Genomic DNA, 16,329 nt, shown 5'->3' with positions numbered 1-16,329 from the left:
ACCTCAGTGAACGGACCAGGATGCTGATCGGCCACGTGCACCGCTCGGCATTTGCGCTGTTTGCCGGGCAACAGGTGACCCCGTTCAGGCTCTCGCTGACCCTGGGCGAATACATGAGCCTGCTCGACGAGGCCGTGCAGGCCCGCACTGATGCATTCTTGCAGCAGATCGACCAGCAGTTTCGCGATCCGCTGGGTCGCAAGGTGCGGGCCATGGTGCTGAGCGGGGCAATCAATATCGCCGCGCCGGGTAATCGTAACCAGATGATCGAAGTGATGCTGTGGACGTTCGAAAGCGCCGAGAGTTTGCAGGCGCGGCTGGTACAGCTGCGGGAGGGAGCGGCCGGTGGTGTCGGGGCGCTGGTACGGAATATCGCGATAGGTGCGGGCACGCTGCGTACACAGGTCACGGAGGGATTGAAGATCAGCTCACTGGCCGCGCAAAGCGTGGCCAGCGACGCCATGCGCAGCCTGCGCGATGCCGCCGCCAGTGGCGGCAGCGTCGGCCTGCTGTTTGCCCTGGGCAGCCTGTGGTTTCATCAGGACAGCCTGGGCAGGAACTATCGGGCATTGCAGGAAACGCATCAGAACAACCCGGAAGCGCTGGCGGCGATCTGGTCTTCGTCGCTTGGGTTGTTGGGGGTTGGGGTTGAAGTGGCTGGGGGTGTCGTCGCGGTAGTACGCCCGAAGATTCCGTGGCCTGGGACGGTAACTGAGGCAACACTGGGAAAGAACCTGGCCAGGTATGGCGGTGCTATTACCGCGCTCGCGGGTGTCATGGATGCAGCGCAGTATGTGAATGCGCACGTTCGGGCTGATCGCCAAGGGGACAGCGCTTCAGCCCAAAGCTACCTCCGTGCAGCTGGATTTGCCGTATTGTCCGCAGGCTCAGGAATTTATTCAGCACTGTTCGCGAGCTCGCTGCTCGGTCCTTTAGGCCTTACGATAATCCTTGGCCTAGCTGCCTATACGCTGGCAATGCATGCCAAAAACCAAGAATCATCATTGCTGGAACTTTGGTCTCGACATAGTAGATGGGGAATACCAGAAGCCCATCGACGATGGGTAAGTTCGAGAGACCTCGACACCTCAATTGGTGCATTAAACGCGGCAGCTCTGGGTATTACAGCGCAAGCCTCAATTGAGATGAGATTTCATCTATCTCACAACATGCAATCGCCAGACCAATCTGGCGCTTTCATCAGCGATGGCGCTGCTGTTACGGCGGGTTTCGATCTCGACTTATACATACGCATACCAAATTTCAACCCCGACATAGCCCAATACAAATGGCAACTGACAGTGTACCGAGCAGGACTAGACCGACAGCCATTTCATCTCTACGGCAACAGCTCGCACCCGAAAACAATCGAATATCGCCCCGATGAAACAAAAAACACTTTTGCAAGCCCTGAAAGCGTCGGCGAGAGATTACACTTCAAGACCATCAATGAAACCCTACACATCAGCTGCTCAGTACCTCTGCTGGAAAACCATAACGTACAAGCGGTTAAATTAACTCTCACTTATTGGCCTGACAAAACCGACCAGTTGAATTACGCAGAAATAATAACGAGAGAAAACAAACTATCATCCATAAGGAGTCTATTCTAATGCCCAGCCCGCTGCTTAACCCACCATGCACGGGCTGGAAGGAAGATCTCCCCCACCCGACCATTCCTCCTACTATCGAAGCCAGCTTGGGCAGACAAAGTGCAAACCACCAAGATCCGATCTACCTTGAGATCCCTCGGGCACTCGGTGCAGCTAGAGAAATATTGATTCTTTTTACGCTACCAATTGTCGTGTTCGCCGCTCTCCAACCCAGCCTCATTATATCCAGTTTTAAACACCGGGATTTTTCATTCATATTCATTGACCTCCTTTTGTTCGCATGCGAAATATGGGCATCCATTTTTTTCCTCCGGATCAGCATATCTCCCCCACGAGACGAGCCGCTTCGTTTTAACCGAGCACGAAGGAAGATTTATGCCTATAACTTCAAGTATTGTTGGTGGAAGCCATTGGGGGCCTGGAAAGTCGAAACAGTTTGCTACGACTGGTCCCAAGTCCGCGCCGAACGCTGGTCACAAACCGGCGCTCTGCCAAGCGGCGGAGTTATTTACAAATCGGGTGTCATGCTGTCCATCGTCGCGCCAGGTACGAACAACGTCATCGACCGGTTTCGCCTGAGTACAATGGGAGCTGACCAACATGCCTGGGCCTATATTTGCACTTACATGCAACAAGGCCCTTCAGCTCTGCCGCCCCCCGGTGAACCTAAGGACCATGACGATGTGCTCTGGTGTGAATTCGCCCTGCGTCTGGCGCCTAGGGTCGTGTGGCCAGCAGAAATGGATCTGGAGTCGAGAACCGCGCCCTGAAGCAAGGGGCTTGAGCTTGCTGGGGCTGGCTTGCCGGCGATGGGGCCGGGACAGGCAGCACAGGGCAGCCACTATCACCCGCTTTTGCCATGGTCAGGCGGTTGGCGCTACCAACCTGTACCCGACCCCCGCCTCGGTGATGATGAACCGTGGCGCGGTGGGATCATCGCCCAGCTTCTGCCGTAAGTGCCCCACCACGATCCGCAGGTAATGGCTGTCATCCACGTGGGTCGGCCCCCAGATATCCTTGAGCAGCTGCTGCTGGGTAATCACCCGCCCGGGGTGCCCAGCCAGTTGCGCCAGCAGTGCATATTCCTTGCGCGTCAATGCCACCTCCACCCCGTCCAGGGTCACCCGGCGAAAGGCGAAGTCCACGGTCAGTGGCCCAAAGCTGGCGGCGACTTCCGAGCCGCCGGCCTGCGGCACCTGGCGTAGCAAGGCCCGCACCCGGGCGAGGAATTCCTGGATACCGAACGGCTTGGTCACATAGTCATTGGCACCGCCATCCAGCGCATCGACCTTCTGCACTTCACTGGCGCGCACCGACAACACCAGCACCGGCACCGCGCTCCATTCACGCAGCTCGCGCAGCACCTGCTGGCCGTCCATGTCCGGCAAACCGAGGTCGAGCACCACCAGGTCGGGTTTGCCCAGCGCCGCCTGGGCCAGCCCTTCGCTGCCGGTGGCGGCCTCGAGCACCTTGTAACCCTGCGAGGCCAGGCTGATGCGCAGGAACTTGCGGATCTGCGGTTCATCGTCGATGACCAGCAGGGTAGCGGAGTGACTCATGGGGTTTCGCTTTCGGCTTCAGGTTGAGGGGGCAACGGCAAGCATAGAGTGATGCAGGTGCCCTGGCCATCGATGCCTTCGCCAACCTGGATCTGGCCACCGTGCGCGCCGATCATGCCCTGGCAGATGGCCAGACCCAGGCCGGTGCCCTGCCCGCCTCGGTCACCGCGGGCGGCGGTGTAGAACATGTCGAAGATCTTGTCGCGGTCGGCTAGCGGAATGCCCGGGCCCTGGTCGCTGACGGCAAAGCATAACCGGTTCTCGCGCACCGACACCTGCAGTTGCAACCGGCCATTGGCGGGAGAGAAGCGCGCGGCATTTTCCAGCACATTGACCAGCGCCTGTTCGATCAGCGCCGCATGCACGAACAGCAACGGCAGCTCGGCCGGGACATCGGTGTGCAAGCGCAACGGTGCCAGCACCACGCGCAGGCGGTTGAGTGCGCTGCCGACGATGTCGGCCGGGGCCACCCAGTCACGTGCCAGCTTGAGGCCGCCATGGCCCAGGCGGGTCATGTCCAGCAGGTTCTGGATATAGCGGTCGAGGCGCTCCGCCTCATTGCGGGTGCCCTCCAGCAGTTCGCGGCGGTCTGCGAGCGGGATCGCTTCGCCCAGCGCCAGCAGGCTGTCGATGCTGCCGCGCATGGCCGTCAACGGGGTACGCAGGTCGTGCGACACCGATGCCAGCAAGGCGCTGCGCAGCTGCTCGGTTTCGCCATGCAGGCGTGCAGCCTCCAGCTGTTCGGCCAGGCGCGCGCGGGCCAGGGCCTGGGCCAGCGGCTGGCCAAGGGCAGCCAACAAGCGCCGACGCGGATCGCTGAGCGGCTGGCCGGAACGTGAGCGCACGCCGAGCAAGGCCAGGGGCTGTTCATCCACCGCCAGCGGCCACCACCACCAGCGGCCATTGGGCAGGGTATCGCTGCCATGGCCGGCGGCCTGGCCATGCTGCCAGGCCCATTCGGCCGCGGCGCGTTCGTTGTCGCTGAAGGCATGGGCGATGCCGCTGGCCACCTGCAGCTGACCTTCGGCATTGCGCTCCAGCAGGCATACCTGCGCATCCTGCCAACCGTCCAGGTACTGCGCGGCGGCGTTGAGCACTGCCTGGCGGTCGGTGGCCACCGTCAGCCGGCGCGACAGGTCGAGCAACTGGCTGGTCTGCGCCTGGGTCTCGCGCAGCGCCTGCAACTGGCGGCGCTGGCGCGCGGCCAGGTTGCCGGTGAGGGCGGCCATCAGCAGGAAGAACAGCAACGTCAGCACGTCTTCTTCGCGCTGGATGGTGAACGAGAAGTTGGGCGGGATGAACAGGAAATCGTAGCTCAGGAACGACAGCGCGGCACAGGCCAGGGCAGGCCCGAGGCTGCTGCGCACTGCCACCAGCAACACGGCGGCGAGGAATACCAGCGAGATATTGGGCAACGCCAGCACGCTCGACACCGCCCAGGCCAGGCCCGCCGCCAGGATGGTCGCCAGCAATGCCAGCAGGTAATGGCGCCAGACCCACACCTGCCGCACCGCCAGACGCGGCGCCTGCGGCTGCACGTCACGGTCGAGCACGTTGATTTCCAGGCCATGGCTGTCCCGCAGCAGGCGCGCGGCCACACCGGCGCCGAACAGGCGTCGGCGCAAGCGGTTGCGCGACTGCCCGACCAGCACCAGGTTGGCGCGCCGCTCGGCGGCATGCTGGATCAATGTGGCCGCCACTTCGCCGGCGCGCAACAGCACCACTTCCCCACCCAGGCGCTCGGCCAGTTGCTGGGCCGCCAACAGGCGCTGCCTCGCGGTTTCGTCGCGCAGACGGCCATTGTCCACGTGCACCAGGCTCCACGGCAGGTGGCGGCGCTGCGCCACCCGGCTGGCATGGCGCACCAGGCGTTCGGCCTGGTCGTCGCCATCCACCCCCACCAGCAGGCGCCCGCGCAGCGCCGGAGCCTCCTGCCCGCGTTGGCGATAGCCGTGCGCCAGGTCGGCATCCACCTGCGCAGCGGCAGTCTGCATGGCCAGCTCCCGCAAGGCGGTGAGGTTGGTTTGCGAGAAGAACGCGTCGATGGCGGCACGCGCCTGTTCGGGCACGTACACCTTGCCTTCGCGCAGGCGCTCGAGCAGTTCACGCGGCGGCAGGTCGATCAGCACCAGCTCGAAGGCTTCCTGCAGCACCCAATCCGGCAGGGTTTCGCGCACTTGCACGCCGGTGATGTCACGGACCTTGTCGTTGAGGCTTTCCAGGTGCTGGACGTTGACCGTGGTGTATACGTTTATGCCGGCGGCCAGCAGCTCCTGAACGTCCTGCCAGCGCTTGGCGTGGCGACTGCCGGGCGCGTTGGTGTGCGCCAGTTCGTCGACCAGTACCAGGGCCGGCGCGGCCTTCAGCAGACCATCAAGGTCCATTTCCTCGAGGGTGACGCCGCGATACTGGCTGCGCAGCAAGGGCTGCTGGTGCAGGCCGCCGAGCAGCGCCTCGGTTTCGGCGCGGCCATGGGTTTCGACCACCCCGGCCAACACCTGCACGCCCTGGCGTTGCTGGGCGTGGGCGGCCTGGAGCATGGCGAAGGTCTTGCCGACGCCGGGGGCGGCACCGAGGAACACCTTTAGCCGGCCCCGACCGGTTTGCGGGAGGGTCGCCAACAGCGCGTCTGCGCGGGTGGAGTCACTCATCTTTCATCCTTTGCTATTTCCAGCAAGCAGCAAATCCGGGGACAAACACGTGCCCGTGGGAGCGGGTTCACCCGCGAATGCAGGGGTAGCGCCACCGACGCATTCGCGGGTAAACCCGCTCCCACATGGCCCCTGCTGGCCCCTCAAGTCATCTATCAGTGGCTGAGGTTTGCCAAGGCCTGGTTCAACGCCAGCACATTGACCACCGGCGGGCCAATCAAAGGGTGCAGGGTGGCCTCTTCGAGCAAGCCTTGCAAGCGCTCTACCGGCAGTTGCCGCGCCGCCGCCACCCGTGGAACCTGGTAGGCCACGGCCTCCGGTGGCAGGTGCGGGTCGAGGCCACTGCCCGAAGTGGTCAGCAGTGCCAGAGGCACCGCTCCCTGCTGTGCCTGATACTGCGCTGCCGCATCACCCTTGACGCGCTCGGCCAGCGCCGGGTTGCTCGGCGACAGGTTGCTGGCACTGCTGGCCACGGTGGCGAAGGCACCTGCCGAAGGGCGCGAATGGAACCAGCCATCGCCCCGGAAATCCTGGGCGATCAGCGCAGAACCGCGCACCTGGCCCTGGTCATCGCGCACCAGGCTGCCGTTGGCCTGGCTGGGGAATGCCAGCTGGGCAATCCCGGTCACCGCCAGCGGATACAGCGCGCCAGTCAGCAGGGTCATCAACAAGGCCAGGCTCAACGCCGGGCGGATATAAGCATTCATGGCGGCCTCCTCAGACCAGGTGCAGGGCGTTGAGCAGCAGGTCGATCAGCTTGATCCCGGCAAACGGCACGACGATGCCGCCCAGCCCGTAGATCAGCAAATTGCGCCGCAGCAGGTGCGCCGCACTGGCGGCTTGCACCCGTACGCCGCGCAGCGCCAGCGGGATCAGCACGATGATGATCAGCGCATTGAACACGATGGCCGAGAGGATCGCGCTCTGCGGGCTGGCCAACTGCATCAAGTTGAGCACGCCCAGCTGCGGGTAGATGGTGGCGAACAGCGCCGGCAGGATGGCGAAGTACTTGGCCACGTCGTTGGCGATGGAGAAGGTGGTCAGCGCACCGCGGGTGACCAGCAGCTCCTTGCCGACCTGAACCACATCCAGCAGCTTGGTGGGGTCGCTGTCCAGGTCGACCATGTTGGCCGCCTCGCGCGCAGCCTGGGTACCGTCGTTCATGGCCATGCCAACGTCAGCCTGGGCCAGTGCCGGGGCGTCGTTGGCGCCGTCACCGCACATGGCCACCAGGCGGCCGTCGTTCTGCTCCTGGCGGATGCGGGCCAGCTTCTTCTCCGGCGTGGCCTCGGCCAGCACGTCATCCACGCCGGCCTCGGCGGCAATGGCGGCAGCGGTCAGCGGGTTGTCGCCGGTCACCATGACCGTGCGGATGCCCAGCTTGCGCAACTCGGCGAAGCGCTCGCGAATGCCGGGCTTGACCACGTCCTTGAGGTGGATCACGCCGAGCAGGCGCTTGTCCAGGCACACCAGCAAGGGCGTGCCGCCGCTCTGGGCGATGCGCTCCACTTCACGGGCCAGCGCTGGCGGCATGTCCAGGCGTTGCATGCCGACGAACGCCAGCACGGCATCGACAGCGCCCTTGCGGTAACGGCGCTGCTGGAGGTCGATGCCCGACAGGCGCGTCTCGGCGCTGAACGCCACGGCCTCGAATTGCCCGGCGGCCGGTTCGATGAAGTCGTGCAGTTGGCGCAGGTAGTCGACGATCGACTTGCCCTCGGCGGTGTCGTCGGCCAGCGACGCCAGCAAGGCGCCCTCCCCCAGCTCACGGGCGGTGATGCCCGGTGCGGTATGCAGCGCGCTGCAGCGGCGGTTGCCGAAGGTGATGGTGCCGGTCTTGTCGAGCATCAGCGTGTGCACGTCACCGGCCGCTTCCACTGCACGCCCCGAGCGGGCGATCACGTTCAGCCGCACCAGCCGGTCCATGCCGGCGATGCCGATGGCCGACAACAGGCCGCCGATAGTGGTGGGAATCAGTGTCACCAGCAACGCGGCGAGGAAAATCAGCGGCAGGCTGCCACCGGCGAAGCGGGCGAACGGCTGCAAGGTCACCACCACGATCAGGAAGATCAGGGTCAGGCCGATCAGCAGGATGTCGAGGGCTATCTCGTTCGGGGTCTTCTGCCGCTTGGCGCCCTCGACCAGGGCAATCATGCGGTCGAGGGTCGACTCGCCCGGGTTGCTGGTGATACGGATCAACAGCCAGTCGGAGACCAGCCGGGTATTGCCGGTCACTGCCGAGCGGTCGCCACCGGACTCACGGATCACTGGTGCCGACTCGCCGGTAATGGCGGCCTCGTTGACCGCAGCGATACCTTCGAGCACCTCGCCATCACCGGGGATCATCTCGCCGGCCGCCACACGCACCACATCGTCCTTGCGCAGCGCGCTGGCCGCGACGGTTTCGTAGCTGCCGTCGCGCTTGCGCCGTTGCGCAGTCAGCCCCTGGCTACCGGCCTTGAGGCTGTCGGCGCGGGCCTTGCCACGGCCTTCGGCCAGGGCTTCGGCGAAGTTGGCGAACAACACCGTGAACCATAGCCACAGGGCGATCTGCACGGCCACCCCGGTGCTGACGCCATTGCCGGGCAGCGCGCACAGGACGGTGGTCAGTAATGCCGTCAGGGCGACCACCAGCATCACCGGCGAGCGCTTGAGCTGTCGCGGGTCGAGCTTGACGAATGCCTGCACCAGCGCCGCACGCCACAGCGAGGCGAAGCGGGTCTGGTCCTTGGCACTGTGACGGGTTTGTACTTCAGGAATGGGCATGTTCATGGTCGCTCCTCAAAAACCCAGGCTCAGGTATTCGGCGATTGGCCCTAGGGCCAGGGCCGGCAGGAAGGTCAAGCCGCCGACCAGCAGGATGGTCACCAGCAGCAGGCCGGTGAACAGCGGGCCATGGGTGGGGAAGCTGTTCAGCCCCTGGGGTGCGCTTTTCTTCGCGGCCAGGCTGCCGGCCAGGGCCAGCACCGGCAGGATGTAGCCAAAGCGGCCGATGAGCATGGCCAGGCCGATCATCAGGTTGTGGAACACCGTGCCGGCGCCGAAGCCGGCAAAGGCCGAGCCGTTGTTGGCGGCACCCGAGGTGTAGGCGTACAGCAACTGGCTGAAACCATGCGCACCGGGGTTGCTCACCGCGGCCGCCGGGCCAGGCAGGCTGGCGGCGATGGCACCGAGCACCAGTACGCCGACCGGCATCACCAGCAGGGTCGCCACCAGCAGTTGTACCTCGCGGGCCTGCAACTTCTTGCCCAGGTATTCCGGGGTGCGGCCAATCATCAGCCCGGCCAGGAACACCGCGATCAACACGAACAGCAGCATGCCGTACAGCCCCGCACCGACGCCGCCGAAAATCACTTCGCCGACCATCATGTTGACCATCGCCACCATCCCGGTGAGGGGGTTGAGGCTGTCGTGCATGGCATTGACCGAACCGTTGGAGGCCGCTGTGGTAGTCACCGTCCACAACACCGAACCGGTAGTGCCAAAGCGGCTTTCCTTGCCCTCCAGCGGCGCACTCTGCTGTACCTGCGCGCTGTCCAGTGCCGGGTTGGGCTGGTACTCGGACCACAACGCCGTGCCACCGCCGATCAGGAACAGGGCCAGCATGCAGGCGAGGATGGCGCGACTCTGGCGCAGGTCCTTCACGTAGTGGCCGAAGGTGAACACCAGCGCCGCCGGAATGAGGATGATCGACGCTACCTCGAACAGGTTGCTCCAGGCTGTAGGGTTCTCGAACGGGTGCGCCGAGTTGACACCGAAGAAGCCACCGCCGTTGGTACCCAGTTGCTTGATGGCGATCTGGCTGGCCGCCGGGCCCAGCGGGATGGTCTGCTCGGTGCCTTGCAGGGTGATTGCATGAACGTAATCGGCCAGGGTCTGCGGCACGCCCTGCCACACCAGCAGCAGCGCCAGCAGCAGGCACAGCGGCAGCAGGCCGTAGAGGGTGGCACGGGTCATGTCGACCCAGAAGTTGCCCAACGTCGTCGCGCTGCGCCGGGCGATGCCACGGCACAGGGCGACCAGCACGGCCAGGCCGGTGGCGGCGCTGACGAAGTTCTGCACGGTCAGGCCGAGCATCTGGCTCAGGTAGCTGACCGACGCCTCACCGCTGTAGGCCTGCCAGTTGGTGTTGGTGACGAAGCTGACAGCGGTGTTGAACGCCAGCGACCATTCCTGGCCGGGCAGGTGCTGCGGATTCAACGGCAGGTAGCCCTGCAGCAGCAAGACGGCGAACAGCAGCAGGAACCCGGCCAGGTTGAAGGCCAGCAGGGCCAGGCTGTACTGCTGCCAGTTCTGTTCCTGGCTGCTGCGCACCCCCGCCAGGCGGTAGCAAGCCTGCTCGACCGGGCCGAGCACAGGTGATAGCCAGGTCCGCTGGCCTTCCATGACCTTGTAGTAGAACCGGCCCAGTAAAGGTGCCGGCACCAGCACCAGGGCGAAGAACGCCACCAGCAGTGCGAAATCGTAACTGTGCATGGCCGCTCCCTAGCTGCGATCGGCGCGCAGCAGCGCCACCAGCAGATAAAACGCCAATGCCATTGCCAGCAGCAGTGACAGCCCGTCGAGCACGTTCATGTGTCATTCTCCCCGTGGTGCGGCTTGGGCCGCTTTGGGGGAATTGTCCGAGGGAGGGGTGTAAAGGGGCGAGATCGAGGGGTGGGGATGGGAATAAAGAACGCGTAAAAATCAGGGGTTGAGGTTGCCTGAGCCGGCCTCTTCGCGGGTAAACCCGCTCCCACAGGAACTGCACCAGGGGCAAGGCCTGTGCTGCACCTGTGGGAGCGGGTTTACCCGCGAAGAGGCCAGTTACAGGCTACCGCTGGGGCTGCTGCTCGGCGTTGCGGCTCCAGTCCAGCAGCAGGCTGTAGCCGACCGCCAACAAGGTCGGCCCGATGAACAGACCGATGAAGCCAAAGGCGATCAACCCGCCAAACACCCCCAGCAGGACAATCACCAGCGGCAGATTGCCGCCACGGCTGATCAGGTACGGCTTGAGCACGTTGTCCACGCCACTGATGACGAAGGTGCCCCAGACGCCCAGGAAAACCGCCATGCCATACTCGCCTTTCCACACCAGCCAGGCCGTGGCCGGGATCCAGGCCAAGGGCGGCCCCATGGGGATCAGGCTGAGCATGAAGGTTACCAGGCCCAGCACGATGGCGCCGGGGACACCGGCGATCAGGAAGCCGATCAGGGCCAGCACGGCCTGCGCCGCAGCCGTGCCGATCACACCGTTGACCACCCGCTGCACCGTGCCGGCGACCAGCTCCAGGTAATACTCGCCGCGCTCGCCCACCAGGCGGTGCAGCAAGCGCAGGACGAACGCCGACAAACGCGGGCCGTCGCGGTAGAAGAAGAACACGAACACCAGGCTCAGGGTCAGCTCCAGCACGCCACTGCCGATTTGCGCACTGCGCGCCAGCAACCAGTTACCCACCTGCCCCAGGTGCGGCTTGATCGAAGCCAGCAAGGCCGCGCCCTGCTGGTCCAGCGACTGCCACCAGCTGACCAGGCGTTCGCCCACCAACGGGATGCCACCCAGCCAGGCCGGTGCATCGGGCAGGCCATCGACCTGCACATCACGGACAAACGCCGTGGCATCGCGAATGTGGTCGGCCAGGTTGAACCCCAGCCACACCAGCGGCAGGGCCACGATCAGGATCCAGGCACCGGTGAGCAGGCTGGCGGCCAGGGTTTCGCGCCCGCCCAGCACGCGGGTAAGCAAGCGCATCAGCGGCCAGCTGGCAAAGGCCAGGATGGCCCCCCACAACAGCGCCGAAATGAACGGTGCCATCACCCAAAGGCCGGCACCCAGCAGTGCCAGCAGCAGAATCTGGATCAACAGGCGGTCATTGTTAACCATGGCGCGCTCATTCAACGGATCAGTTCGAGGTGCAAACCTTCGCCAGGCGCGCCACCGACCTCGAGACGGCCGCTACGCACACCCGCCTTGACCAGCGCTTCGCGCCAGGCTTCAGCCTGGGGGCCACTGAGGCTGGCACGCAGGGTGCTGTCGAGGTTCAAGCTGCGCGCCAGCAGGTCTGCCCAGGTGTCTTGCGGCGTCGCGAGGTCAGGGTAGTCGAGCTTGCCGGTGTCGCGCATTTCCCGCAGCACCGTGGCGGCAGTCGGCAGCAGTACGCCCAGCGGGCTGCCGGCGACGAACTCTTCCACGTGCAGGTAGGCACGGCGGTTGCCGCGGGTAACGCTGTACAGCGCGACCAGGGTGTCGGCCTGCTGCGCCGAGCGGCGCAGCAGGATGAATGCCTGTTGCTCGTCGCCGCCGTTGAGGCGGGCATTGCCGAATACATCGTTGGCCCACAGGCTGGCTTCGCCGCAATCGCGGCCCTGGCACCAGAACAGCGGGTAACCACCCTCGCGCTGCAGCGCTTCGCGCGCGCTGGTGAACGCTTCGCGGGCGGTGCGCTCGACTGGCAGCTCGTAGGTGACCGAGCTGACCTGGCCACGGCCTTCGACCTTGTTTTCGACCCGCAGGCGGCCGCTGATCTTGCGCAGTGGGCCCATCGGGTAGACGCGCTCCTGCTCCACGGCCGGGCGTTGCTCGACCACCTTGGCGTCCTCCGGTACCGGCAGACTGCCGCCCCATGACACAGGGCTGACGAACACTAGGCAAGCCACGAGGGCAAAACGAATGGCAACAGGCGCGCTCATCGGCGACCCAGGCGGCGCTCAGCGCCGAGGTGAAGCTCCAGGATGTCTGGCAATTGCATGGTTGTCTCCCTGTTCAACCCGCCAAGCCTCGACAGTTGTCCGCTGCAAGTCAAGCAAAGCCAAAGAAGCGATTGAAACAGTCTGCGACAAGCGCCGCGCCCTGCTCATCGTTGAGGTGCAGGTGATGGCCACCGGGCAACCTCACCTGTTCAAAGGGTAGCTGCTGCAGCAACGCGGTGTGACGTGCCAGCATGCCATCGGCGGCCACGACCAGGCACGCCGGACAACTTATCCGGCGCACATGGGCCATGGCCTGGGTTTCACTCAGGCGCAGCGGCGATGGCAGGGTCAGGCGGGTGTCGCTGCGCCAGCTGTAACCGCCCGGCACCGGCATCAGGCCGCGCTGGGCCAGCAGCTCAGCTGCCTCGCGACTGACCGCGACCATGCCCTTCATGCGCGCCTCTACGCCCTGCTCGAGCGTCGTGTACACCGACTTGCGCTTGTCGTCCAGGCGCAGCTGGGCCTGCAGGGCCATGCCCAGGCGCTCGGCGGCGTCCTGCTCGGCACCGGTCGGGGGGATGACACCATCGATCAAGGCCAGGTGGCTGACCCGCTCTGGCAACGCGCCAGCCAGTTGTACCGAAATGATTGCCCCCAGCGAATGGCCGAGCAGGGCGAAACGTTGCCAGCCCAGTTGCCAGGCTACCCGCAGCACGTCATGGGCGTAATCGGCCAGGGCATAGCCGGCGCCGGGCGGGCGGTGCTCCGAGTAGCCATGCCCGGCCAGGTCCAGGGCGACGATGCGCAGGCCTTGCAGGCGTGGTGCCAGGCGGGCGAAGCTGTTGGCGTTGTCGAGCCAGCCATGCAGGGCGATCACCGGCTGGCCATCTTCCGGGCCGAACAGGTGCGCCGCCAGCTCGATATGGCCCAGGCTCAGGCGGATTTCCTCGACCTGCGTGCTCATGCCTGGCTCCAGCGGTCGAACAGGCCTTTGATCAGGCTGGCGGTGTCGGTTGGCCGCTCCAGGGGGAACATGTGCCCTCCCGGCACGCGGTGGTATTCGCCCTTGGGCATGCTGCGTACGGCCAGCGTATGGTGGCGGCGAATGACCTTGCTGCGCTCGCCACGAACCATGGCCAGTGGTACCTGCAAGTGCCGCGCAGGCGCAGGGCTGGTATGCGGGATGCTACGGTAGATGCTGATTTCGGTAGCGACGTCGAAGCGCAGTTGCAACCCCTGCGGCACCGCTTGCAGACCATGCTCGACATACGCATCCAGGCAATCGGGGTCAAAATGGCGAAACAGTGACTTGCCGGCAAAATAGGCGCGGGCGCTGTTACGGTCGCCGAAGATTTCGCGGCGTCCCAAGGTTCGGCCAGCCGGGGTGATACGGTCGATGAAGCCGAAGCGCTTGGCGGTGCGCAGCAGCCACTGGTCGGCGCCGGTGAGTATTGGCGAGTCGAGCATCACCACACCCCGGTAATACTCCGGGCAGCGCAGGGCCGCATGCAGGTGCAGCACACCGCCCAGCGAATGGCCCACACCCCATACTGGCTGGCCCTGCCGGGCCAGGTGGTGCAACAGCTCATCGACCAGCCCTTGCCAGTTGTCGCCAACCGGGAAGCGCGGATCGTGCCCGTGCTGGGCCAGGTGCTGCACCTGGTAGTCCGGTGCCAGCGCCGCGAACAGTTTGCCGTAGGTGGCCGAGGGGAAACCGTTGGCATGGGCGAAGAAGATCTGCTGCGACATGGCGCCACATCCGGATGGGAATGATGGCCCATTGTCGGCATCGACGGAAGGTTCGGCAACATCCGGAAAGGTCATCGACGAGGGCTATCAGGTCACTGTTGCTCAAGATCCGAAGAATTGCCCAATCTCCGTGGGAGCGGGCACGCCCTGGGCTCAAGCCGGGGAGTTGATCGCCCGAAGGGTCATCAGGCCAGCCAGCGGCCAGTCCCCTTCCAATTCCGCCAGGCTGGCAGTGCTCATGCCCGCCGGGCGCTGTTGATGGCCGTGCTCCAGCGCGCCGACCAACGCCCCCACCAGCGGCTGATGACTGACCAGCAACACATGCTCCAGGCCCAGGCGCTCGATTTCGCCGATCACCTGCTGCACGTTGCTTTCGGGCGTCAACCACGGCACGGTACGCACGGGCTCGGCGCAACCCAGGGTTTGATGCACGAGGGCTGCCGTTTGCTGGGCGCGCACATAGGGGCTGGCAAGAATCGCCTGCAACGGCTGGCCCAGCAGGCGAGCAGCGCTGTGCAGCACCTGTTCGCGGCCATGGGCGGTCAGCCGGCGTTCGGCATCGCTGCTGGCCCGCGGCTCCGCTTCGCCGTGGCGCAGTACCCACAGCTTCACAGCTTGGGCTCCTCGTCACGAACCGGGTGCGGCGCAGCGGCCACGGCGTGCGGCGCCTCGCCTTCCGGGGCGCGCGGCGTAGGCCAGTCAGCGAACGGCCACGGCTTCTGGTCGCTGTGGAAGCTGCCGAATCGGCCGATCTGCGCCAGGTACTGGCTCAGGCTGTCGCCAAAATTCATCAGGCTGGCGCTTGGCGCGCCGTACACCAGGCGATAGATCAACTGCACCAGCACCAGGCCGCCGAGAAGGATCTCGGCCAGTTGCCAGACCACCAGGAAAACCAGCATCCACAGCACCCGCAGGATGATCGACTCGCGCTGGGCGCGTTCCGGGGTATCGTTCATGTTTCGCTCCTTGCTGGGGGCGGCTCAGTTGAAGCCGCTGATGGAAATGAAATCGACATCGGTCTTGGGTTCGGCGCGCATCAGGTGCTCGATCACCTGGTTCAGCGTACGACCTTCGAACAGGATCGCATGCAGGCCCGCCACCAGCGGCATGTACACCTGCACTTCCTGGGCCTTGGCCTTGAGCACCTTGAGGGTGTTGACGCCTTCGGCCACTTCGCCCAACCGGTTGACAGCCTGCTCCAGGCTCAGGCCCTGCCCCAGCGCGAAGCCAACCTGGTAGTTGCGGCTCTTCGGCGAAGAACAGGTGACGATCAGGTCACCCACCCCGGCCAGGCCGAGGAAGGTCATGGGGTTGGCCCCCTGGCTGACGGCAAAGCGGGTCATCTCGGCCAGGGCACGGGTAATCAGCATGCTCTTGGTGTTCTCGCCCATGCCCAGCGCCACCGCCATGCCGGCGATGATGGCATAGACGTTCTTCAACGCCCCACCCAGTTCGACGCCAAAGCGGTCGGCACTGGCGTAGACACGGAAGGTACGTCCATGCAGCACGGCCTGCACCTGCTGGCAGAGTTTTTCGTCTTCGCTGGCAACCACCGTGGCGGTCAGCGCGTGCTCGGCGATCTCACGGGCCAGGTTGGGGCCCGACAGCACCCCGATGCGGGCTTCGGGGGCGATTTCTTCGAGGATCTGGCTCATCAGTTTGAAGCTCTGCGCTTCGATGCCCTTGGTCAGGCTGACCAGGCCTTTGCCGCGCAGCAGCTCGGCGTGGGGCGCCAGCACGCTGCGCAGGGCGCTCGATGGCAGGGCGACGAAGATCAGGTCGCTATCGTGCAAGGTCGTCAGCAGGTCGTTGACCGGCTCGACGCCATCGTGCAGGCGGATACCCTTGAGGTAGCGCGGATTCTGGCGATTGACGCGCATGGCTTCGGCCTGCTCGGGGTCGCGCATCCATTGGCGCACTGGCACGCCATTTTCGGCCAGCAGGTTCGCCACGGCGGTGCCGAAGCTGCCGCCTCCCAGAACTGCAACAGGTTGCTGTTCAGTCATATTCAATCCGTTAGAGCCATTAAGTAAAGTGGCGACCTGAACATTATACGGGTCACTTGCTACAGAACCAGTGGTGAGGCTT

At 64.8% G+C, this 16,329-nt stretch carries 14 protein-coding genes and 1 pseudogene; 2 read left to right on the top strand and 13 right to left on the bottom strand.

Annotated features, from left to right (window positions below; genetic code table 11):
- Together B4L76_RS10595 and B4L76_RS10590 are read left to right on the top strand one after the other, a co-directional pair.
- A pseudogene (locus tag B4L76_RS10595) lies at window positions 1–1,613 on the top strand (hypothetical protein); the annotation flags it as partial.
- A complete protein-coding gene (locus B4L76_RS10590) occupies window positions 1,613–2,383 on the top strand; it encodes a DUF6708 domain-containing protein (protein ID WP_296232322.1) in 771 nt (256 codons plus the stop codon). The pseudogene B4L76_RS10595 and the gene B4L76_RS10590, both read left to right, overlap by 1 nt.
- A 93-nt stretch (window positions 2,384–2,476) precedes the next feature.
- On the opposite strand, the gene B4L76_RS10585 is transcribed toward B4L76_RS10590, so the two are convergent.
- The 13 genes from B4L76_RS10585 to B4L76_RS10525 all read right to left on the bottom strand — a co-directional run bounded on the left by B4L76_RS10585 (window position 2,477) and on the right by B4L76_RS10525 (window position 16,247).
- Window positions 2,477–3,172, bottom strand: a complete 696-nt coding sequence (locus B4L76_RS10585) for a response regulator (RefSeq protein WP_296232321.1) — start codon at window positions 3,170–3,172, stop codon at window positions 2,477–2,479.
- The gene (locus tag B4L76_RS10580; protein WP_296232319.1) at window positions 3,169–5,823 is read right to left on the bottom strand and encodes a sensor histidine kinase; all 2,655 of its coding nucleotides are present in this window, start codon (window positions 5,821–5,823) and stop codon (window positions 3,169–3,171) included. Before B4L76_RS10580 ends, B4L76_RS10585 begins: the two co-directional genes overlap by 4 nt.
- Before the next feature lie 155 nt (window positions 5,824–5,978).
- The gene (gene kdpC / locus B4L76_RS10575) at window positions 5,979–6,530 is read right to left on the bottom strand and encodes a potassium-transporting ATPase subunit KdpC (protein ID WP_296232318.1); all 552 of its coding nucleotides are present in this window, start codon (window positions 6,528–6,530) and stop codon (window positions 5,979–5,981) included.
- A gap of 10 nt (window positions 6,531–6,540) precedes the next feature.
- A complete protein-coding gene (gene kdpB, locus B4L76_RS10570) occupies window positions 6,541–8,595 on the bottom strand; it encodes a potassium-transporting ATPase subunit KdpB (protein WP_296232316.1) in 2,055 nt (684 codons plus the stop codon).
- A gap of 9 nt (window positions 8,596–8,604) precedes the next feature.
- Window positions 8,605–10,299, bottom strand: coding sequence for a potassium-transporting ATPase subunit KdpA (kdpA, locus tag B4L76_RS10565; RefSeq protein ID WP_296232314.1), 1,695 nt, complete (start codon window positions 10,297–10,299; stop codon window positions 8,605–8,607).
- 9 nt (window positions 10,300–10,308) lie between these two features.
- Window positions 10,309–10,398, bottom strand: coding sequence for a K(+)-transporting ATPase subunit F (gene kdpF / locus B4L76_RS10560; RefSeq protein WP_296232311.1), 90 nt, complete (start codon window positions 10,396–10,398; stop codon window positions 10,309–10,311).
- A gap of 238 nt (window positions 10,399–10,636) precedes the next feature.
- Window positions 10,637–11,686 carry an AI-2E family transporter gene (locus tag B4L76_RS10555; RefSeq protein WP_296232310.1) on the bottom strand — a complete coding sequence of 350 codons (1,050 nt, stop codon included), beginning with the start codon at window positions 11,684–11,686 and terminating at the stop codon, window positions 10,637–10,639.
- A gap of 11 nt (window positions 11,687–11,697) precedes the next feature.
- Complete coding sequence (locus B4L76_RS10550; protein WP_296232308.1) at window positions 11,698–12,492, bottom strand: DUF4892 domain-containing protein; 795 nt, start codon at window positions 12,490–12,492, stop codon at window positions 11,698–11,700.
- Window positions 12,493–12,601: 109 nt separating this feature from the next.
- Entirely contained in the window at window positions 12,602–13,456 is an 855-nt protein-coding gene (locus tag B4L76_RS10545) for an alpha/beta hydrolase (RefSeq protein WP_296232306.1), read from the bottom strand.
- Window positions 13,453–14,241 carry an alpha/beta fold hydrolase gene (locus B4L76_RS10540; protein WP_296232304.1) on the bottom strand — a complete coding sequence of 263 codons (789 nt, stop codon included), beginning with the start codon at window positions 14,239–14,241 and terminating at the stop codon, window positions 13,453–13,455. Before B4L76_RS10540 ends, B4L76_RS10545 begins: the two co-directional genes overlap by 4 nt.
- 153 nt (window positions 14,242–14,394) lie before the next feature.
- A complete protein-coding gene (sixA, locus tag B4L76_RS10535) occupies window positions 14,395–14,853 on the bottom strand; it encodes a phosphohistidine phosphatase SixA (RefSeq protein ID WP_296232302.1) in 459 nt (152 codons plus the stop codon).
- A complete protein-coding gene (locus tag B4L76_RS10530) occupies window positions 14,850–15,197 on the bottom strand; it encodes a DUF4389 domain-containing protein (RefSeq protein WP_296232299.1) in 348 nt (115 codons plus the stop codon). Before B4L76_RS10530 ends, sixA begins: the two co-directional genes overlap by 4 nt.
- Window positions 15,198–15,221: 24 nt before the next feature.
- Window positions 15,222–16,247: an NAD(P)H-dependent glycerol-3-phosphate dehydrogenase gene (locus B4L76_RS10525; RefSeq protein ID WP_296232297.1), complete on the bottom strand. Its 1,026-nt coding sequence runs from the start codon at window positions 16,245–16,247 to the stop codon at window positions 15,222–15,224.
- Window positions 16,248–16,329 lie beyond the last annotated feature (82 nt).

It is taken from the genome of Pseudomonas sp. UBA4617 (assembly GCF_002386445.1).
In the GTDB taxonomy this organism is placed as follows: domain Bacteria; phylum Pseudomonadota; class Gammaproteobacteria; order Pseudomonadales; family Pseudomonadaceae; genus Aquipseudomonas.
Note: the sequence above shows the minus strand (reverse complement) of the source record. Positions and strands in the feature narration are given on the sequence as shown.

Coding starts and splice junctions, on each gene's coding strand:
- B4L76_RS10590 (WP_296232322.1), top strand. CDS start 1,613: ATGCCCAGCCCGCTGCTTAACCCACCATGCACGGGCTGGAAGGAAGAT.
- B4L76_RS10585 (WP_296232321.1), bottom strand. CDS start 3,172: ATGAGTCACTCCGCTACCCTGCTGGTCATCGACGATGAACCGCAGATC.
- B4L76_RS10580 (WP_296232319.1), bottom strand. CDS start 5,823: ATGAGTGACTCCACCCGCGCAGACGCGCTGTTGGCGACCCTCCCGCAA.
- kdpC (WP_296232318.1), bottom strand. CDS start 6,530: ATGAATGCTTATATCCGCCCGGCGTTGAGCCTGGCCTTGTTGATGACC.
- kdpB (WP_296232316.1), bottom strand. CDS start 8,595: ATGAACATGCCCATTCCTGAAGTACAAACCCGTCACAGTGCCAAGGAC.
- kdpA (WP_296232314.1), bottom strand. CDS start 10,299: ATGCACAGTTACGATTTCGCACTGCTGGTGGCGTTCTTCGCCCTGGTG.
- kdpF (WP_296232311.1), bottom strand. CDS start 10,398: ATGAACGTGCTCGACGGGCTGTCACTGCTGCTGGCAATGGCATTGGCG.
- B4L76_RS10555 (WP_296232310.1), bottom strand. CDS start 11,686: ATGGTTAACAATGACCGCCTGTTGATCCAGATTCTGCTGCTGGCACTG.
- B4L76_RS10550 (WP_296232308.1), bottom strand. CDS start 12,492: ATGAGCGCGCCTGTTGCCATTCGTTTTGCCCTCGTGGCTTGCCTAGTG.
- B4L76_RS10545 (WP_296232306.1), bottom strand. CDS start 13,456: ATGAGCACGCAGGTCGAGGAAATCCGCCTGAGCCTGGGCCATATCGAG.
- B4L76_RS10540 (WP_296232304.1), bottom strand. CDS start 14,241: ATGTCGCAGCAGATCTTCTTCGCCCATGCCAACGGTTTCCCCTCGGCC.
- B4L76_RS10530 (WP_296232299.1), bottom strand. CDS start 15,197: ATGAACGATACCCCGGAACGCGCCCAGCGCGAGTCGATCATCCTGCGG.
- B4L76_RS10525 (WP_296232297.1), bottom strand. CDS start 16,247: ATGACTGAACAGCAACCTGTTGCAGTTCTGGGAGGCGGCAGCTTCGGC.